Here is a 16,562-nt window from a genome sequence, read left to right on the forward strand (position 1 = left end):
GTAGCAAGGCAAAAGATAGTAACTTGATGTGTGATGTTTTTTAAGGTATCTCCTTGGCTGATAAGAAAGAGGAGGGTATGATGTTTGGTGGAGAGGATTTCAGTATTGTATGATCCTGATAGAACCAGAATCAGCTAGCGGTTTGGTAATTTTAGTTTAATTTTTACATAAAATCCCAGTTATGAAAACAAAAGGTAATCAATCAAAGGTGTTTATCTTATGTGCTGTTTTCTTTGTTTCTGTTTCACTGATTGCGCAACAAAATGAAATAAAGATAAGTGCTCAGACAGATGACACTGATTCTACTTCTACTAGTCATTATTTTAGTACCATATTTGATGTGGAAGATGTAGGAAAGATGCATGAAAAATTGGATAGTATTCTTTCTACCTTGGATGAAAAGCTGGATAAGAGTATTCGTGTAATGGCATTCAGTAATGATTCATTATTTAATAGGTTTAATTTTGATTTTGATGGGCCTCTGGATTCTTTATTTTCATCTTTTCATTGGGGAATGGATGAGAACAGGATTCAACGTTTGCTGGATAGCTATGGTGGTAAGCAAGGAAGGAATGCTTGGAATTGGGATGATAGTTATCTGGATTCGTTGAGTCGTGAAGGCTTCGATGTTAGGATACAAAGAGATTCTGTGTATGAGGATGGACGAGTCGTTATAAAAAATGAAGTTATTGTTGAAGGAAAAGGTGAGGACGGAGAGTCAAAGGTGATTCAACGCTTCCTCAATCAAAAGGACAATAATAGGAGTGTACAAGATCATATGCATCGGTTTGGAATTCGACATCCGGAAGAGCATATTGCTGTTGAGGAGAATAAAATGCGCTTGAAGACGAAAGATGAAAAACATCGATATGTTGAAAAAATATCTATTTCTCATGCGGATATTTTGGTAAAGGGAGGTATTTCGCCCAAGGTGATTACGGCACCGGCTCTGGAGCCTAAAAATGTTGAGATCAAGATTGATGTTAAGGAGGAGTTTAATAAAAAAATAAAAACGATAGGTATGTCCATGCAATTTGACGATACAAATGACTTGCATGTGCTTTTGCTAGCTAAGGATGGGCAACGTTTATTTGAAGAAAAATTGAAGAAGTTCACAGGTACATATCACAAAGATATTGAAATTAATGAGGCTTTTAGTCCGTATTATTTTGTTGTGATTCGTGATAAAAGAATGTTTGGTAGGTTGATTCATCAATGAATAGATAGTGTTTAATTTGTGATTTAGGTTAGGGAGGAGCCGGTTCAATGTAAATGTTGAGCCGGCTTTTTTTGAGGTTTGTTTTCCATAAATATACACAACAATCAGTAAAAAGACCGCAGGGCAGACTAGAACAATGACCCCGGGGCCGGCGTAGGCGAGAAGCTTGATGGTGGCGAGTTGTTAAGTTATTGAAGTCGTTGAATTAGTTGAAGTTGTTAGCTTGTTAACTTGTTAGGTTGTTAGCTTGTAAGGTTGGCGAGCTGGTAAAGTCGTGGAGTTGTTGAAGTTGGGGAGTTGTTAAAGTAGTGTTTCTTATTTAATAAATATCTTCCGTTTATGTACGCAACTATCAGTAAAAGACCGCAGGGTTGGCCAGAACAATAGCCTTGGCCGGCGTTGGCGAGAGAGCTATGAACCCGGAAAATGCATTAGAAAATCTATTACGCCTTTAAATGGCTTCAAAAGAAGTCACTTCGTTACTTTTCTCAACTTACCATAGCTGGTGCTATGCCTCGTCTCAGAAAAGCCTTCTTTTATTGCCATTTCAATGCTCATAACGAAGTTCTAATACATCATCCGGGTTTCTGGGCGCACTTGAGGTGGTAGTGCTGTTGGCCTAGCGCAAAGGAAGTGTGCGCCGGACGGAAAGGGAAGTTGATGTAGGGCTGATAGTGATCTATTGTTCTAGACCTTTGGGGTCCTTTTTATGGCAATGACAATAACGAAGTTATCATGAGGGCTTTTGAAAATATACCTTCCCGAGTAATTCGGCGAAGCCTGATCATGAGGGCCTTTGAAAATATACCTTCCCGAGTAATTTGGCGAAGCCTGATCATGAGGGCTTTTAAAAATATACCTTCCCGAGTAATTCGGCGAAGCCTGATCATGAGGGCCTTTGAAAATATACCTTCCCGAGTAATTTGGCGAAGCCTGATCATGAGGACCTTTAAAAATAAACCTTCCCGAGTAATTTGGCGAAGCCTGATCATGAGGGCCTTTGAAAATATACCTTCCCGAGTAATTCGGCGAAGCCTGATCATGAGGGCCTTTGAAAATAAACCTCCCCGAGTAAAACGGACATATCAATAAGCAGCAAGAGCAAGGTCTGTATTAAAAGAATCAATCTATCCTCTCTATACAGAACCAATATTTTCAATTTTGAAAACAAATCCAAGTAGAACATAGAAGTTCTCAATTATAAAAATCCATATGACCATTAAGAAACAAATTATAAACATATGAAAGGAATATTTTAATGATTAAATAATGTTTAGTAAATTATGGTGGAAATCATCAACCAAACATTACAATTGTATGCACGAAGAATTTCTGCATTATTTATGGCAGTATAAGATGTATAATAACAGGTCACTGAAAACGCAATGTGGCTTGCATGTAGAGGTTATTCATCCGGGAACGTATAATGTCAATGCGGGACCAGATTTTTTTAATGCTAAAATAAAAATCGGAGATACCCTTTGGGCTGGAAATGTAGAGGTGCATATCAATGCCTCAGATTGGAATGAGCATAAGCACCAAATGGACAAAGCCTACGATAATGTTATTTTGCATGTTGTAGAAAAGGACGATGTGCCAATAACCCGGAGCAATGGACAACTGATACCGGTATTGAAAATCACCTATGCGAGTAGATTGTTGAACGAATATTTGCAGCTCACCAACAGTAATGATTGGTTAGCTTGTGCAGCGCACCTCAAAGAGGTTAGTTCATTTGATATTTCCCTGTGGATGCAGCGTATGCTGATAGAGAAGCTGGAACATAAGACGATGGATATTCAGCGTATGTTAGATTTAACTATCCAAAATTGGGACGAAACATTTTATAGGTTGCTTTTTCGTAGTTTTGGCTTTGGAGTGAATGGAGATCCGTTTGAATTACTGGCCCAATCTATTCCCTTGAAAATATTACTTAAATATTGTGATAACAGGCTTCTTGTAGAAGCTTTGCTTTTTGGGCAGGCAGGATTTCTGGAGGAAGTGAATGAAGAAGGCTATGTTAATCATTTGGTGAGAGATTATCGCTTCTTGAAGGACAAGCATGGCCTGCGTCCCATAGAGAAGCATTTATGGAAATTCCTGAGGTTGCGCCCCTCTAATTTTCCAACCATTCGTATGGCACAGCTTGCGGCACTGTTGATTAAATTGAAAGGAGTATTTGGTATGCTTATTAATGAGCCGGATATTAAAAGGGTTAATAAGTTTTTCGAGGTGGAGGTGTCTCCCTACTGGCAACAGCACTATACATTTCAAAGAAAATCATGTAAAAAAGGAAAGAATATTGGAATTCATTCAAGAAATCTTATTATTATTAATACTATTGTTCCTTATTTATTTGCCTATGGAAAGTTGAATGGTGATAATGGATACATACAGAGGTCATTGGATTGGCTGAGTGGAATCAGAGCCGAGAAAAATGCCCTGTTGGATCAATGGGTAGCCAAGGAAATATCGGTGAATAATGCAGGAGATTCACAGGCTTTAATATATTTGTCTAAAAATTATTGCAAATTAAAAAAATGCCTACGGTGTAGGATCGGACATCAGGTTTTGGCCATTAAAAACGACGCGTGAAGCAAGGAACTTTATATTTAGATAATTTTAAAACCATCGTTTACGGGGTAGCCGCTTTAATTTTAATTGTTCTGTTTGGTAGTGTCGGTTTTATGTTGATTGAGCATTATTCGTTTGTTGATGCCTTGTACATGACCATGATCACCGTGTCAACAGTGGGATTTAGAGAAGTGTTTCCCTTGTCCGATGGAGGGAAGCTTTTTACAGTCCTTCTTATTATATTTAGTTTAGGAATATTTGGTTATGCCATCACTTCTATTACTCGCTTGGTAGTTGAAGGAGCATTACAACAGTCGTATAAATCGTATCAGTTGAAAAAGAAGATCGTAAAACTTGAAGACCATATTATTGTATGTGGGTATGGTAGAAATGGTTACCAGGCTTGTGTCGAATTAAAGGATCATGGTGAAAAATTTGTCATCCTGGAAAAGCGAGATAATGTGGTGGCCAGAATTCTGGAAGATCCCACATTGCTTTATGTACAAGGGGATGCCAGTTCTGAAGAAGTGTTGGATGTGGCACAAATAAGAAGAGCCAAGGCTTTAATTACAGCTCTTCCGAATGATGCAGATAATATGTTTGTGGTGTTGACCGCCAGGGAATTAAATCCTAAGCTAAAAATCATAAGCCGAGCCAGTGATTTTCGATCCGATGTTAAGTTGCGACATGCGGGAGCTACCAATGTGATTATGCCAGACCGAATAGGTGGGCAGCGAATGGCCAAGCTGGTGATACAACCCGATGTGGTGGAGTTTGTGGAGTATATATTATTGCAAAAAAGTAAAGAGGTTAAGCTGACGGAAATTGAATGTGAAATGATGGATCCGCTTAACGAAAGCAGAACGATCCAGGAATTAAATCTTAGAAAAAAGACAGGAGCTAACCTGATGGGTCTAAAGACTCCTGAAGGAACCTATATTTATAACCCATCACCTCAAATAAAAATTTCGCCCCGTGATAAGTTATTTGTTTTGGGTACCGATGAGCAGGTGGAGCTGTTTAAAGAAATTCTAAAAGATAGTAGAATGTGAATTTTATTTGTGTTGATTGGAATATTATGAATATTCATTTGTAATTTTGAAGCGAAACTAACCTTATTTATTTGTGAATTGCTGTAATGAATATCTAAAAAGTAAAGAGAAAAAGCAAAACGGAGTTTTTTAGTTTGCAGAAATAGTGAACTATTTAAACACTAGAAACGTAGCATGGGAATTATTTTAGATACTGGTGTATGATTAATTTCGGTGTGTTTCATGTGATCAATGAAAATGAAATTTTAACACATGAAGAGTAATATTGCTTTTTAACAAAGCTGTTTAGGTTTATAATTAATCATTTGTAAATAGGTCAGGTAAGATTAAGTTATACTTTGGCTTTATTTTTGAATAATGTTTTTTAGTGAATACTAACCAAAAATGTATATTATGAAATTGAAACAAACAATTGGACTTGGCGCTCTTGCTGTATGCCTAACTTTTGGCGCTTATAGCTGTAAGTCAAAAGAAAAAGTGGCTACCAACAGTGAAGTGGGTGAAATATTGCAAGATATGCCTTGTGAAAAAAATGGCAAATCAGATAAAAACTACTTTAGAGCATTCTCAATGGCTACCAGTAGCGATTTGAGCCTTTCCAAGGAAAAAGCCTTGTTGTTGGCTAAACAGCGTTTGGTAACCTTGATTCAATCAAACACCAAATCAGTGACTGATCGTTATGTGAATGAACGTGAAGTAGGCTCTGCATCTGAATTTGAGCAAAAATTTGAGAATTTAACCCGTGAAGTTGCTGATCAAACCATCAGCAATATTGTTGTGGCTTGTGAAAAGTCGAGTGTTTTACCCGATAAAAAGTATCGTTCATTTGTAGCTATTGAAGTTGAAAAAGAAGAGTTGTTAAACTCCTTGAATAACAGCATTTCTAAAGATGCTAAATTACAAGTTGATTACGACAAGAAAAAATACGAAGAGATCTTTAATCAGGAAATGGAAAAGATGGCAGAAGAAAGTGGATATTAAAAAATATACCTTGTATTGATAAAAATAAGTGCCAAGATAATCGAAGAAGAGCTTGTTCATTCATAGAACAAGCTCTTTATTTTATTTAGCGTTCCATCCTAGTTCTACTTTTAAATGCTCGCAAATATTATAGACGATAGGACATATTTCATAATTTTGAAGTATACCCACTATTCGTGATACAAATTGATCCCTGTCCATATAAGGATATAACCTGCATTCTTCAGGGCGATCAAGGTATTGGGTGCATTTTTTATTTTTAACATGCTTGCATGTTATGCTCATCGCATATTTTACTTCTTCAATTTTATCCAAATCAACAAATTGCTTGAGCACTTCCACAGAAGCTATTGGTCTGAGTTTTGTGCAGCAATTGCCACACGCTGTACAATCTATCTGAGGTGTAATTTCCTTATTTAGTCTTAAGACAATGTCATCTATCTGATCTGATTCTTGACCTTCCAGGAAAATTCGGAATGCCTGATTGTGTTCTCTTTTTTGAAGAGCAATTTCTTGTATTTTTTTTAGATTTGTTTCTAATGTCATGTATAAAGTGTGTGCCTGCATGAGCATCAATGCACCCACTCCAGAGTTTATAAAAAACGAAAGTACAATTAATAATCAACAAAAAGCTGATATGTGTTGATATTCGTTTAATCCAGATGATGCGTGATAATTTAGGAGTAGATATGTCATTGCATTTTCCGGCTTTAATATGGGGTGCCATGTGTTAGACACCCCGTGTATGATAATCCCTACATATTGCTTTCTGCATTTAAGGGATGTGAAATGTGTGGCTTGCTATTTCTTCTTTTGTTTTAAGACAACGAAGCCAATGGCTCCAAGCGCCGCAACGGCAATGAGAATGCCAATGATTACACCATTAGAGGATGCTTCTTCCTCTTCGTAGGCATCTTCATCGTACAATACAGGAGCCATGTCATCAATGGACAACGAGTCGGTTACAGCATCATGATCTTGTGCATAGGTAACAGCTCCTGATCCGATCGCTAAAAAGCATATCAGAAATAATTTTAAAGCTAACTTTTTCATCATTTTCATTTTTAATGGATAGATATTTGTTTGTTTATTCGAAGCGTATATAACAACCATGGAAATTTAATTATTTAATCTTCGTTTCATTTTAATGGCTCGTTTATAATGGGGGTTGATCATTAAACATTGGTTCAGTAACCGGTTTGCATTTGTTGTGTCGTTTAAAAGTTCTTTTAACTGCGCATAGGCTAAGTAGGTTTGATAGCTTTTATTATTATTTTCTAAGATCTCTTGGTAATATGTTTCTGCTTTTTCCATTTCGCCATGGAGCAAAGCTGTTTGAGCCAGATAATACATGCTGGGCTCATACTGAGGTATCATTTTTAAACATTGGGTAAAAGCATTTTTGGCTTTTTTATAATGGTTGTTTTTTAAGTATGATTTACCTAGGTTGATCCACGCAATTTCGTTTCCGGGATCCACCTGGGTGGCTCTTTGTAGGTGCTTAATGGCCTGTTGGTAGTTTGCTTTTTCGTAAGCTATTTTTCCCCGATAATCATCGTAGGTTTGCCTTTTGACGATGGCACAAACGGTTACTCCTTGAGTTTTGATGCATTTTATGGTGCCAGCTGGGGGCCATAATTTTTGTTTTATCTGTGCAGGTGCAATGGTTGTTCGGTAAAAAATACCATAATCCCAATCAGTATTTCCTCTCGAGTAATATGGTGTGTAGACCAGAGATATGGCTCTGTTACTTTTTTTTAGGTAGACATCTATTCCATAATTAGAAGCCACCTTTATCTGATTGGTGTCTTTTTTTTCGATATGTTCTTTTAACCATAAGGAAGCTTTACGAACGCTGTGGTAATAATAGTCTAATTCATAATTGATGGAAGCATCTTTATAATTGCCTGCTAGGCGGTTAAAATATGTGTATTCTATGGGGTGATTCTTGATTATAAATAGTACAGAAGGTAAAAGACTCAGCATAAATGCAAGGGATATTCCTAGTCGTATGGATTTAGCATTGATGCGATTTATGAGCCAAGACAGTGATGTGGAAGCTAAAATTACCAAAGGAGGATAGATGAATAACAGATGACGCCATGCTCCATATACATTTGAATGGACTATAGATGTATAGGCAAAAGGGAAAATAATGACAAATATTAAAATTAGCTTCTGGAGAAATAAAATAGCTGATTTTTGTTTCTTTAGGAGCTCTATAACAGAAATGAGACAAAGAGGAAATATGATGATGGGGATGGTAATGATTACATATTTTATTAAATAGTATCTGGGTAACTGATCACTCCAATAAATTTCTCCTTCAAATAGTTGACGAATTCGGATGGGGTAGTCAGACATCATCTTCATTGAAGTGAGTGGATGGATAATCGGGTTTTCAAGCGCATAGGGCCAGAATAGTAGTCCTATTAAATAGGATAAAAGAACAATGGTGGCCATGCGAAGTGCAAAAGGCATTATTTGTAGTGTATTGTTGTTCTGCTTTTGCATGATAAGGAAAGTCATGCCCGCAAAGAAAATAAAGTAACAAAGTACCAGTAATCCTCCTGGACGAATGCTAAGGGTAAAGGCCATGGACAATGTTAATCCTAGCGCATGTTGTATTCGAATATTTTGTAGATGGGATATCAGCTTTATCATATAAAATAAGGAGGCAACATATCCTAAGGCAAAGGGTATATCTTTTAAGTTATTGAATGAATGTCCCATGAACCGGGGAGAGGCTGCCATTATCAATATGGTAAATATGGCAGCTCTATGGCCACTTAAATGTATAGCAAGGCGTGATGTAAATAAAATACAAAGCCAACCAATGATTGAATTGCAAATATGGCGGAATGTGTAAATATCTTCTATACCCAGTAAATGGGATAGTAGGGTGGTTAAATTGTCAAATGATTGACCATAATATTTTAAGTTGGTTACAGGAGTATGGATTGCCGACTTGTCCTGTCCCCAACTGGCAAAATATTGAAGCACTAACTCTGCTTGTTCCAGATGTACCTTTTCATCACCAGAGATGCCTGCGTCCAGGCTCATGATAGGCATTATCACCAGCAATGTCGCCAATAATAGATATACTGTATTTCGGGGTGACCTAAGCCAATTCATGGCGTTTAATTTTCTTTTGATCCGTATGGAATTCACGCACAAAATAAATGGGTCTATTCTGTGATTCACGATAAATGCGAAATACGTACTCGCCCAATATTCCAAGAAATATTAGCTGAATAGAACCCAGAAAAAATATACTGGTCAAAGTAGATGACCAGCCAAGGGGGGAGAGTGCCAATGTTTTTGAAAGAAGAATGTATATGCCAGCTAAAAAAGAAGTGATAATACCGATGATACCCATGATTAAACAGAATTTCAGTGGCAACTTTGAGAAAGAGAAAATGGCGTCACATGCCAATGTGAAAAGTTGGCGGGTGCTCATGGAACAGCCGGACCCTCGTTTCTCACGTTGGTAGCTGATGGATGTTTTTCTAAAGCCTATGAAATGGCGAAGTCCTGGTAGGTATCTGCTCTTCTCCGTTAATGTGCGTAAAGCATGGGTAGCTGCCTTATTTAGCATTGAAAAGTTGCCGATATGTTCAATGTCTTCCATTGCTGATAGTCGTTTAAATAATTGGTGAAATATCCGGGTATATATATTTCGTGTGAATCGGGACGTGTTGGCTTTTCTATATCCATTTACGATATCAAAGGATCCGGAATTTAACAATGTGAACATTTGAGGGATTAATTCGGGAGGATCTTGTAGGTCTCCATCCATGAGTACCAAATATTCGCCCTGTGCATAATCAATACCAGCGGTGTAGGCTGCTTGATGTCCAAAGTTGCGTGATAAGGACATGATTTTGATTCGTTTATCAATGGTGTGGAGTTGAAGCAATAGATCCATACTATTGTCGGTAGATCCATCATCCACAAATAAGAGCTCAAAATCCTGCCCAGTGTGTTGGAGCGCTGTTATGGTACGCTTCACCAACTCACCTAGCAGTGATTCTTCGTTGTATATGGGTATTACGACTGAAATCATATCACTATGTATTTGTATGAATGGTCGGTGCTATGGGGCTAGGTTATGGACGGGTCTGTGATGGTAGAGAGTCCATAACTTTTTTCTATAGCTCTTTCCAAATATTGCCTTCTTTGTTAGATTCTACTACATTTTTGATGAACTTCATGCCACGTACTCCATCCAGTACGCCTGGGAATTCTCCATCGAAGGTGTCTTCTCCGCGTATAGATTTGGCCATCCCCTTGTAGATGTTACCCAATGCCTCGTATATTCCCTCTGGGTGTCCCGATGGCATCATATGACTGGCTTCTGCAAATTGAGTGTTATATTCATGTGCCGGCTTATAAACTTTTGTGGGTTCGGTATCACTTAGCATATATAAAAAGTTAGGATTCTCTTGACTCCATTTTAAGCTGGCCTTGGAACCATAGATGCCAATGGTCAGATTGTTCTCTTCACCTGCTGTTACTTGGCTTGAACGGATCACTCCTTTGATATTGTGGGGTAACTGCAGTAGTACTGTTCCATCCAGATCAAGTTGAATATGGTCTTTCACTGGACTTAGATCAGAAAGTACACGGCTTACACAAAGACCAGTGGTATATTCAATTAAATGAAATGCATGTACGCCTATATCTCCCATGCAACTGCTTAGTCCTGCGTGCTGAGGGTCTAGTCGCCATACTCCTTGAATACCGGAGTCTGTTCCTTGAATCATCGAATTTACCCATCCCTGGTAATATTGCGCATCAACGCGATGGATATTGCCCAGTATTCCGGATTTAACCAGTTCTCTCATCTGGCGTACCATGGGGTAACCAGCATAAGTGTGTGCAAGGGCAAAGCTGAGACCGCTTTTCTTTACTGTTTTCTGTAAATCTTCTGCTTCTTCTACGGTAACGGTCATCGGCTTTTCGCAGATCACGTGAAAGCCTGCTTTTAATAATTTGCTGGCCGATTGGTAATGAAGTGCATTGGGTGTTACAATGGATACTGCTTCTATTCTTTCGTTGGCTGATAGAGCCATCTCCCTTTCAATAAAAGTATTTAGATCGGGGTAACACCTATGGGTGTCCAGGCCTTCGTGTGCAGCAAACAGCTTTCCTTTTTCAAAATCCTTACTAAAGACTCCACCTATGAGTTGAAAATCGTTGCATATACGGGAGGCTCTTCGGTGTGCATCTCCTATAAAAGCGCCGGTTCCGCCTCCAATCATTCCTAATTTTATTTTTTTCATTTTCTTGGTGTTATAAGCTATTAATGGGTATGTACGATAAAAGTATTTCTATTGGGTTTGTTCAGACTCAGAGATATTTGCTACTGGTTTTCCGTGTCGAAGGCTGCATCAAACGCTAAGTTTGAGGGTGTAAAATCGACCTGTTTCACATAACGACATGATTCGGAGGCTCCTTGTTCTCTGTCCATGGCACCATCTTCCCATTCAACAGAAAGGGGGCCTGTGTAATTTATGCGATTGAGCGCTCTGATTATCTTTTCAAAGTTGATATTACCTCGTCCCATACTTCTGAAATCCCAAAAGCGTCGCGCATCACCAAAATTTGTATGTCCACCAAAAACACCCGCTTCTGTGGGCGTATCACTCCATGCGACATCTTTCATATGTACGTGTACAATATGTTGGGCGAATTTGTTGATAAATTTCACATAGTCAACTCCTTGGTAACCCAGGTGGCTGGGGTCGTAGTTAAAACCGAAGCTGGGGTGGTAATGAATGGCTTGCAATGTTCTTTCGGCCGAGGCAATATCAAAAGCTATTTCAGTGGGGTGAACTTCTAGTGCGTACTGGATTCCTAATTTATCATATGCATCCAGTATGGGAGTCCAGCGTTCGGAAAAGTCTTTGAATCCTGCATCTATCATTTCTTGTGGTGCAGGTGGAAAGGCGTACAATAAGTGCCAGATAGAACTGCCGGTGAATCCGTTCACAATTTTTACGCCCAGTCTTTTAGCTGCTTCGGCTGTTTTAATTATTTCAGCTGCGGCTCTTTGTCTGACACCCTCGGGTTTACCATCGCCATATATATAGTTGGGTAAGATTGCTTTGTGGCGCTCATCTATGTGGTCACATACGGCTTGCCCAATCAGGTGGGTTGAGATAGCATAGACTTTTAAATCGTATTTTTTTAGGATGGCCTGTTTTTCATCACAATAGGCCTGATCTGCTTTGTCCACCTCAAAATGGTTTCCCCAGCAAGCTAATTCTAGTCCGTCGTAACCAAAGCTATGGGCTTTTTGACATATGGTTTCAAAATCTAAATCGGCCCATTGACCGGTGAATAAGGTGACTTTTCTGCTCATATCTTTAATGGTTTAAAAAGAATTATAGTTCTCGAATCCAAATATTACGATAACTCACTTTGTTGTTGTGATCTTGTAAAGAGATGGGCCCCTTGGCCTCATGGTACTTGTATGAGGGGCGTCCAATAAATGTTGTTGGTCCTTTTATTTCAACATGGTTCTGTACCAATATGCCATTATGTATGACCGTAATATATGCAGGTGATTTTAAGGTTTTATCGGAATTAAATGTGGGTGCCGTGAATATGATATCATAACTTTGCCATTTTCCAGGCTTTAAGGTGGCATTGGCCAAGGGAATATGTTGTTTGTAAATGCTGGATGCCATCCCGTTATAATAGGTTTCGTTTTCAAAAGAATTCAATACCTGTACTTCATATAAGCCCATTAAGAAGATACCACTGTTACCGCATTTCTGGCCTGTTTTTCCGGCTTTTACATCTTGTACTGGAGTTTTCCATTCTATATGTAATTGACAATCACCAAATTTCTGCCTGCTTTCTATTCCACCTTTTGGGGGGCTGACTTGCATCTTTTTTCTTTTCACCTTCCAGTCGGCAGGCTCGTTGCTTCCTTGTTTTTTCCATCTATCCAGATTTTTTCCATTAAACAAAACGATGGCGTCCGATGGCGGATTTCTTTTTGTTCCAGGGCTCACGACTGGCGGTTTTCTACTCCAATCTTCGGTTTCCTTGGGTTGCATCTTATGATTGTCCTGGCCATATGAAACAGAAAATCCGGTAAAGAGAAGTGTTAGTATTAGTAATCTTATTTTCATGGGTGTGTGATTCATTTTTTGTTAAAATAACGGTGACTTATCAAATGTATGTCGTAAGGCAGTGCTGTTCAGTATTTTAATCACTGGGTGTTCAATTTGAAAAAGAGAATGTTTTTGTGTAGGTCTGGTACAGGATTGTCCCAGTTGTATTCATGTTCAATGACAAACTTACCCTTAAACTGTTGACGTTCTAATTCACTAAAAACCTTTGGCCAGTCCATAATTCCTTCTCCAAAGACCACCGCATGTCCTTGTTTATCTGTGCGGTTCACATCTTTTGTATGGATTTCAAATATGTGTCCTTCTAGTTTTTTCAGGCATTCGCTTGCCTCTAAACCTGAGCGTGTCCAGTGACCAATATCCGCACATACACCGATGTATTGACTGCGGTGAACCAAGGCTTTTAATACAATATGAGGATTCCAATAGGGGGTTGGCTCAGGGTGGTTGTGAATAGCCACTCTTATTTTGTATTGTTGGCATAAGCTATCTATAAATGGGAGTAAGGCCTGTTGCGGCTCCGAGACAATGGTTTTGATATTCATTTTTTCAGCGAATTCAAATAGCTGTTCCCATTCGTTTTCATGTGTTGGAGTGACAACACCATAACTACTAATTTTTATATGATGTTTTTTTAGCAGTGCTTTTAATCGAATTATCTCGTCGTCCGACATGGAAAAGTGGGTTGTGCCCTGCTGGTCTGGTGCTACTTTTTGTTCTGGGTACAATTCTATGTGCCTAATACCTAGCTTTTCCATTTGTATCAGTGTTTCGCTCAAAGTAAAACGATGAAAGGTCCAGGCCTGACATGCGAGCTCCCATTGCTTGGCTTCGGTCTTGGATGTGGATAGCATAGTGCAGATTATTAAAATAAAAAAATATGAAATTCTCATGATTGATTTCGTTTTTTCTAATTCTTAGATTGTAGGCGTCTTATGGCAAACTGCGCCATCTCGGCAGTTTCGGCTTTTTTAGACAAGGCTTTTAATACGGAAATGGATTTAGGAGAGCCTAACCAGCTTATTTCTTTGCAGATGAAATTTTTAGCATCCGTAGTACAATCATCAGCACTTAATAGTTTAATCATTTCGTCTTCAACTTTCTCCAGGTAATCTTTATCAGTGCTATGATTTCTGATGCGCTGCAGAATCAGGTTGAGGTATTTTTTAGATTTGCCGATTTCGTATTTCCTGGCATTTCTGAAAAGATCCTCAAGCGTGAAATCCTTGTAAGCAGGTAAGATGAGTGCTGAGCTTTGGTTGGGAAGATCTTCTGGTATTGCTTGCGTGACCTTACCGGTGGCTGCCCATTCTGTTCCTCTCTGCATTGCATAAATAAAAAATGCACTTTTGTATGGCGTCATATCTTCATCTTGGCCCACATGACCAAGTACGTTATGGAAAATGCGTCCCTTGCCGTAGTTTACCGTAAATAAGATAGGCTCGTGGTTGCCTGTCCCTCCTGTTTTAGGGTTAGAAAAGGCTGTAGCCAATACATTCATATTTTCTGCAGGACCTCTTAATTTGCCGTATAATTCATCGGTTGCATGCATGCTTTTCATTGGTAACCCCTTCATGATAGGGTGTTGAGGTGCTCTGGTATCTATAACAAATGGAGTTTTTTTACCATGGGTTCCTCCTTTACCAGGGGAGTTGTCTTTGATAATTTTCCCATTCTCCCAACGTACGTAGGGGCCATCTTTTTCTGTCCTACCTTTCCAACCCCCCAAGGCAGTCATTTGGTTGAACGCTTCCCATTGCGGAAAGCTGTTGTTAGTACCGTGAAAAACAACCACGCCACCACCATTTTTGACATATTCTTCAAAATTTGTCTGGGTGGTATTGGGCCATGGATCGCCATCGTAATCAATAATGACTACGTCGTAAGATTTAAAATCCGGCGTGAAGGAAGACATGTCGGCTCCTTGTTCTGGACTAATAACTACATCAACAGAAAATAAACCTGTATTGTTGATGATCTGTTTTACTGCATTGTGCGATGCTTTCCAATGATGTGATTTGTTGCTCTGTCCGGTGACAATTAGTGCATCATATTTTTTAGTACCACAAGAACTTATTGTCAGTATGCAGCCAAGTACCAAATAATAAAGCGATAGTTTTATGTAGCTTTTCATGTTTAATTTTTTTAATGGTAGATTTTTTTAAGATGTTGAAAACTTGTTTGATTTATTGTTGAAGCTGCCAAGGTTTTCGGAAAGGGCGGCTTAGTAATAGGTTTGCTTTAGAGCTGTTTGTGAATTGTTCAGTTTTACCATCCCATTTCAGTTTTTCATTGGTAAGCATGGCTATTTCGCCTAACAAGCCTACACTGATGGAGTTGTGCGCAATACGTGCCGGAGTGATAGTTTCTTTGCCCGATTTAATGCAATCAATAAAATTTTGCCAATGGTTATTACTTTGATAGATAGGTGTTTTTATCTGCGAGGCCGGTGTGTCTAAAATGCTTTGATCGCTTGCCCACAGACCTTTTCTACTTACGTGAATCCAGCCTTTCTCTCCGTACCAAACGGTTCCCATTCCCCATCTCTTATGTTGCATATCGGTTCCTTCACCTTTTCTGTTGGGGTAGGCACTTGCATTGGCTACACGGAGTGTGACACCAGTGTCATATGTGCATGTGAAGTCGTAGGCCGTTGGTACATCGTAAATGCCTTCGATAGGATAAACCCCTTTCCCTTCTACTTCAACGGGTGTTTTATGGTCATATCCTAATCCCCAGTGCGCAATGTCTATATGATGGCCGGCCCAATCAGTCAGTTGACCACCAGAATAATCCATGATCCATCTCCAATGAAAATGCAAAACACCGCGGAATGGTACTTTGGGTGCAGGGCCGAGCCACATATCCCAGTCAACACTTTCTGGTGGGGTTTGAATAGGTGGCGTGCCAATGGATGCCTTTCCATCAGGCAATCCTACCTCTACGTGGTTAACCTTTCCGATAGCTCCATTCTGAACCAGTTCTGCTGCTCTATGAAAATTAGCTACGGATCTTTGCCAACTGCCAGTTTGCCATATGATATTATTTTGGTCTACTGCCTCTACAATGGCTCTTCCTTCTTTGATGGTGCGAGCTAGTGGCTTTTCGCCATAGATATGGATGCCTTTGTTGGCTACATGGGTGGCCATTATGCTATGCCAGTGATCAGGAAGAGCGAGGATGGCTGCATCCAGATGCGTTGTTTCCAGTAAATCTCTGAAATCTCTGTATGCATGGGCATCGTATTTACCACGGATATCTGTAATTATTTTTTTTGCGTTTTCTATTTGTTTGTTGTCTACATCGCATAAGGCAACTAATTCAACTTGTTTATTCTTGAGATTTAGTAGATTCTTCATGTTAGCACGTCCCATCCCTCCGCATCCGATAAGCCCCATTTGTATTCGGTCACTAGGAGCCGTAAAGCCATTTCTACCTAAGGCAGATGCAGGTATAATAGAGGGGAAAAGGGTAGCGCCGGCCACTGCAGCAGCGCTTTTTTTTATGAAGTTTCTACGACTTTGAGATTTATTTTTCATGGTAATATATGATTTTAAGGATGTTTTTTATTGGGTGTATTTGAATAGTAAA

General features: G+C 39.1%; 14 protein-coding genes. 4 read left to right on the plus strand and 10 right to left on the minus strand.

Going from position 1 to position 16,562, the window contains the following annotated elements; genetic code table 11:
• Positions 1 to 181 precede the first annotated feature (181 nt).
• The 4 genes from CYTFE_RS0102365 (at position 182) to CYTFE_RS0102385 (ending at position 5,826) form a co-directional block, all read left to right on the plus strand.
• Positions 182 to 1,219, plus strand: a complete 1,038-nt coding sequence (locus CYTFE_RS0102365; protein ID WP_027470492.1) for a hypothetical protein — start codon at positions 182 to 184, stop codon at positions 1,217 to 1,219.
• Between the two features lie 1,269 nt (positions 1,220 to 2,488).
• Positions 2,489 to 3,814 (plus strand): DUF2851 family protein, encoded by a 1,326-nt coding sequence (locus CYTFE_RS0102375; protein WP_052342942.1) that lies wholly within the window; start codon positions 2,489 to 2,491, stop codon positions 3,812 to 3,814.
• A complete protein-coding gene (locus CYTFE_RS0102380) occupies positions 3,811 to 4,845 on the plus strand; it encodes a potassium channel family protein (RefSeq protein ID WP_052342943.1) in 1,035 nt (344 codons plus the stop codon). Before CYTFE_RS0102375 ends, CYTFE_RS0102380 begins: the two co-directional genes overlap by 4 nt.
• Before the next feature lie 393 nt (positions 4,846 to 5,238).
• Positions 5,239 to 5,826, plus strand: coding sequence for a hypothetical protein (locus CYTFE_RS0102385; RefSeq protein WP_027470496.1), 588 nt, complete (start codon positions 5,239 to 5,241; stop codon positions 5,824 to 5,826).
• Between the two features lie 81 nt (positions 5,827 to 5,907).
• Here CYTFE_RS0102385 and CYTFE_RS0102390 read toward each other — a convergent pair whose 3' ends face one another.
• The 10 genes from CYTFE_RS0102390 to CYTFE_RS0102440 all read right to left on the minus strand — a co-directional run bounded on the left by CYTFE_RS0102390 (position 5,908) and on the right by CYTFE_RS0102440 (position 16,510).
• Positions 5,908 to 6,372, minus strand: a complete 465-nt coding sequence (locus tag CYTFE_RS0102390) for a YkgJ family cysteine cluster protein (protein WP_162150063.1) — start codon at positions 6,370 to 6,372, stop codon at positions 5,908 to 5,910.
• 255 nt (positions 6,373 to 6,627) lie between these two features.
• The gene (locus CYTFE_RS0102400; RefSeq protein ID WP_152541791.1) at positions 6,628 to 6,882 is read right to left on the minus strand and encodes a hypothetical protein; all 255 of its coding nucleotides are present in this window, start codon (positions 6,880 to 6,882) and stop codon (positions 6,628 to 6,630) included.
• Positions 6,883 to 6,945: 63 nt separating this feature from the next.
• Complete coding sequence (locus CYTFE_RS0102405; RefSeq protein WP_044262505.1) at positions 6,946 to 8,961, minus strand: tetratricopeptide repeat protein; 2,016 nt, start codon at positions 8,959 to 8,961, stop codon at positions 6,946 to 6,948.
• Positions 8,948 to 9,892 (minus strand): glycosyltransferase family 2 protein, encoded by a 945-nt coding sequence (locus CYTFE_RS0102410; protein ID WP_044213420.1) that lies wholly within the window; start codon positions 9,890 to 9,892, stop codon positions 8,948 to 8,950. Before CYTFE_RS0102410 ends, CYTFE_RS0102405 begins: the two co-directional genes overlap by 14 nt.
• Before the next feature lie 85 nt (positions 9,893 to 9,977).
• Positions 9,978 to 11,111 (minus strand): Gfo/Idh/MocA family protein, encoded by a 1,134-nt coding sequence (locus tag CYTFE_RS0102415; protein WP_044213422.1) that lies wholly within the window; start codon positions 11,109 to 11,111, stop codon positions 9,978 to 9,980.
• Positions 11,112 to 11,191: 80 nt separating this feature from the next.
• Positions 11,192 to 12,193: a sugar phosphate isomerase/epimerase family protein gene (locus tag CYTFE_RS0102420; RefSeq protein ID WP_027470502.1), complete on the minus strand. Its 1,002-nt coding sequence runs from the start codon at positions 12,191 to 12,193 to the stop codon at positions 11,192 to 11,194.
• A 22-nt stretch (positions 12,194 to 12,215) separates the two neighbouring features.
• Entirely contained in the window at positions 12,216 to 12,971 is a 756-nt protein-coding gene (locus CYTFE_RS0102425) for a 3-keto-disaccharide hydrolase (RefSeq protein WP_027470503.1), read from the minus strand.
• 80 nt (positions 12,972 to 13,051) lie between these two features.
• Positions 13,052 to 13,825 (minus strand): sugar phosphate isomerase/epimerase family protein, encoded by a 774-nt coding sequence (locus CYTFE_RS0102430; RefSeq protein WP_052342944.1) that lies wholly within the window; start codon positions 13,823 to 13,825, stop codon positions 13,052 to 13,054.
• Between the two features lie 56 nt (positions 13,826 to 13,881).
• Positions 13,882 to 15,105, minus strand: a complete 1,224-nt coding sequence (locus CYTFE_RS24645; protein WP_081735887.1) for a ThuA domain-containing protein — start codon at positions 15,103 to 15,105, stop codon at positions 13,882 to 13,884.
• A 52-nt stretch (positions 15,106 to 15,157) separates the two neighbouring features.
• Positions 15,158 to 16,510: a Gfo/Idh/MocA family oxidoreductase gene (locus CYTFE_RS0102440; protein ID WP_027470505.1), complete on the minus strand. Its 1,353-nt coding sequence runs from the start codon at positions 16,508 to 16,510 to the stop codon at positions 15,158 to 15,160.
• Between the last annotated feature and the right edge of the window lie 52 nt (positions 16,511 to 16,562).

Origin of the sequence: Saccharicrinis fermentans DSM 9555 = JCM 21142 (assembly GCF_000517085.1) — a bacterium.
Classification (GTDB): domain Bacteria; phylum Bacteroidota; class Bacteroidia; order Bacteroidales; family Marinilabiliaceae; genus Saccharicrinis; species Saccharicrinis fermentans.

What these genes read in the sequence shown, in the direction of transcription:
- CYTFE_RS0102390 (WP_162150063.1), bottom strand. Translation starts at nt 6,372, where the DNA reads ATGACATTAGAAACAAATCTAAAAAAAATACAAGAAATTGCTCTTCAA.
- CYTFE_RS0102420 (WP_027470502.1), bottom strand. Translation starts at nt 12,193, where the DNA reads ATGAGCAGAAAAGTCACCTTATTCACCGGTCAATGGGCCGATTTAGAT.
- CYTFE_RS0102375 (WP_052342942.1), top strand. Translation starts at nt 2,489, where the DNA reads ATGTTTAGTAAATTATGGTGGAAATCATCAACCAAACATTACAATTGT.
- CYTFE_RS0102365 (WP_027470492.1), top strand. Translation starts at nt 182, where the DNA reads ATGAAAACAAAAGGTAATCAATCAAAGGTGTTTATCTTATGTGCTGTT.
- CYTFE_RS0102400 (WP_152541791.1), bottom strand. Translation starts at nt 6,882, where the DNA reads ATGATGAAAAAGTTAGCTTTAAAATTATTTCTGATATGCTTTTTAGCG.
- CYTFE_RS0102415 (WP_044213422.1), bottom strand. Translation starts at nt 11,111, where the DNA reads ATGAAAAAAATAAAATTAGGAATGATTGGAGGCGGAACCGGCGCTTTT.
- CYTFE_RS24645 (WP_081735887.1), bottom strand. Translation starts at nt 15,105, where the DNA reads ATGAAAAGCTACATAAAACTATCGCTTTATTATTTGGTACTTGGCTGC.
- CYTFE_RS0102385 (WP_027470496.1), top strand. Translation starts at nt 5,239, where the DNA reads ATGAAATTGAAACAAACAATTGGACTTGGCGCTCTTGCTGTATGCCTA.
- CYTFE_RS0102430 (WP_052342944.1), bottom strand. Translation starts at nt 13,825, where the DNA reads ATGCTATCCACATCCAAGACCGAAGCCAAGCAATGGGAGCTCGCATGT.
- CYTFE_RS0102425 (WP_027470503.1), bottom strand. Translation starts at nt 12,971, where the DNA reads ATGAAAATAAGATTACTAATACTAACACTTCTCTTTACCGGATTTTCT.
- CYTFE_RS0102410 (WP_044213420.1), bottom strand. Translation starts at nt 9,892, where the DNA reads ATGATTTCAGTCGTAATACCCATATACAACGAAGAATCACTGCTAGGT.
- CYTFE_RS0102440 (WP_027470505.1), bottom strand. Translation starts at nt 16,510, where the DNA reads ATGAAAAATAAATCTCAAAGTCGTAGAAACTTCATAAAAAAAAGCGCT.
- CYTFE_RS0102405 (WP_044262505.1), bottom strand. Translation starts at nt 8,961, where the DNA reads ATGAATTGGCTTAGGTCACCCCGAAATACAGTATATCTATTATTGGCG.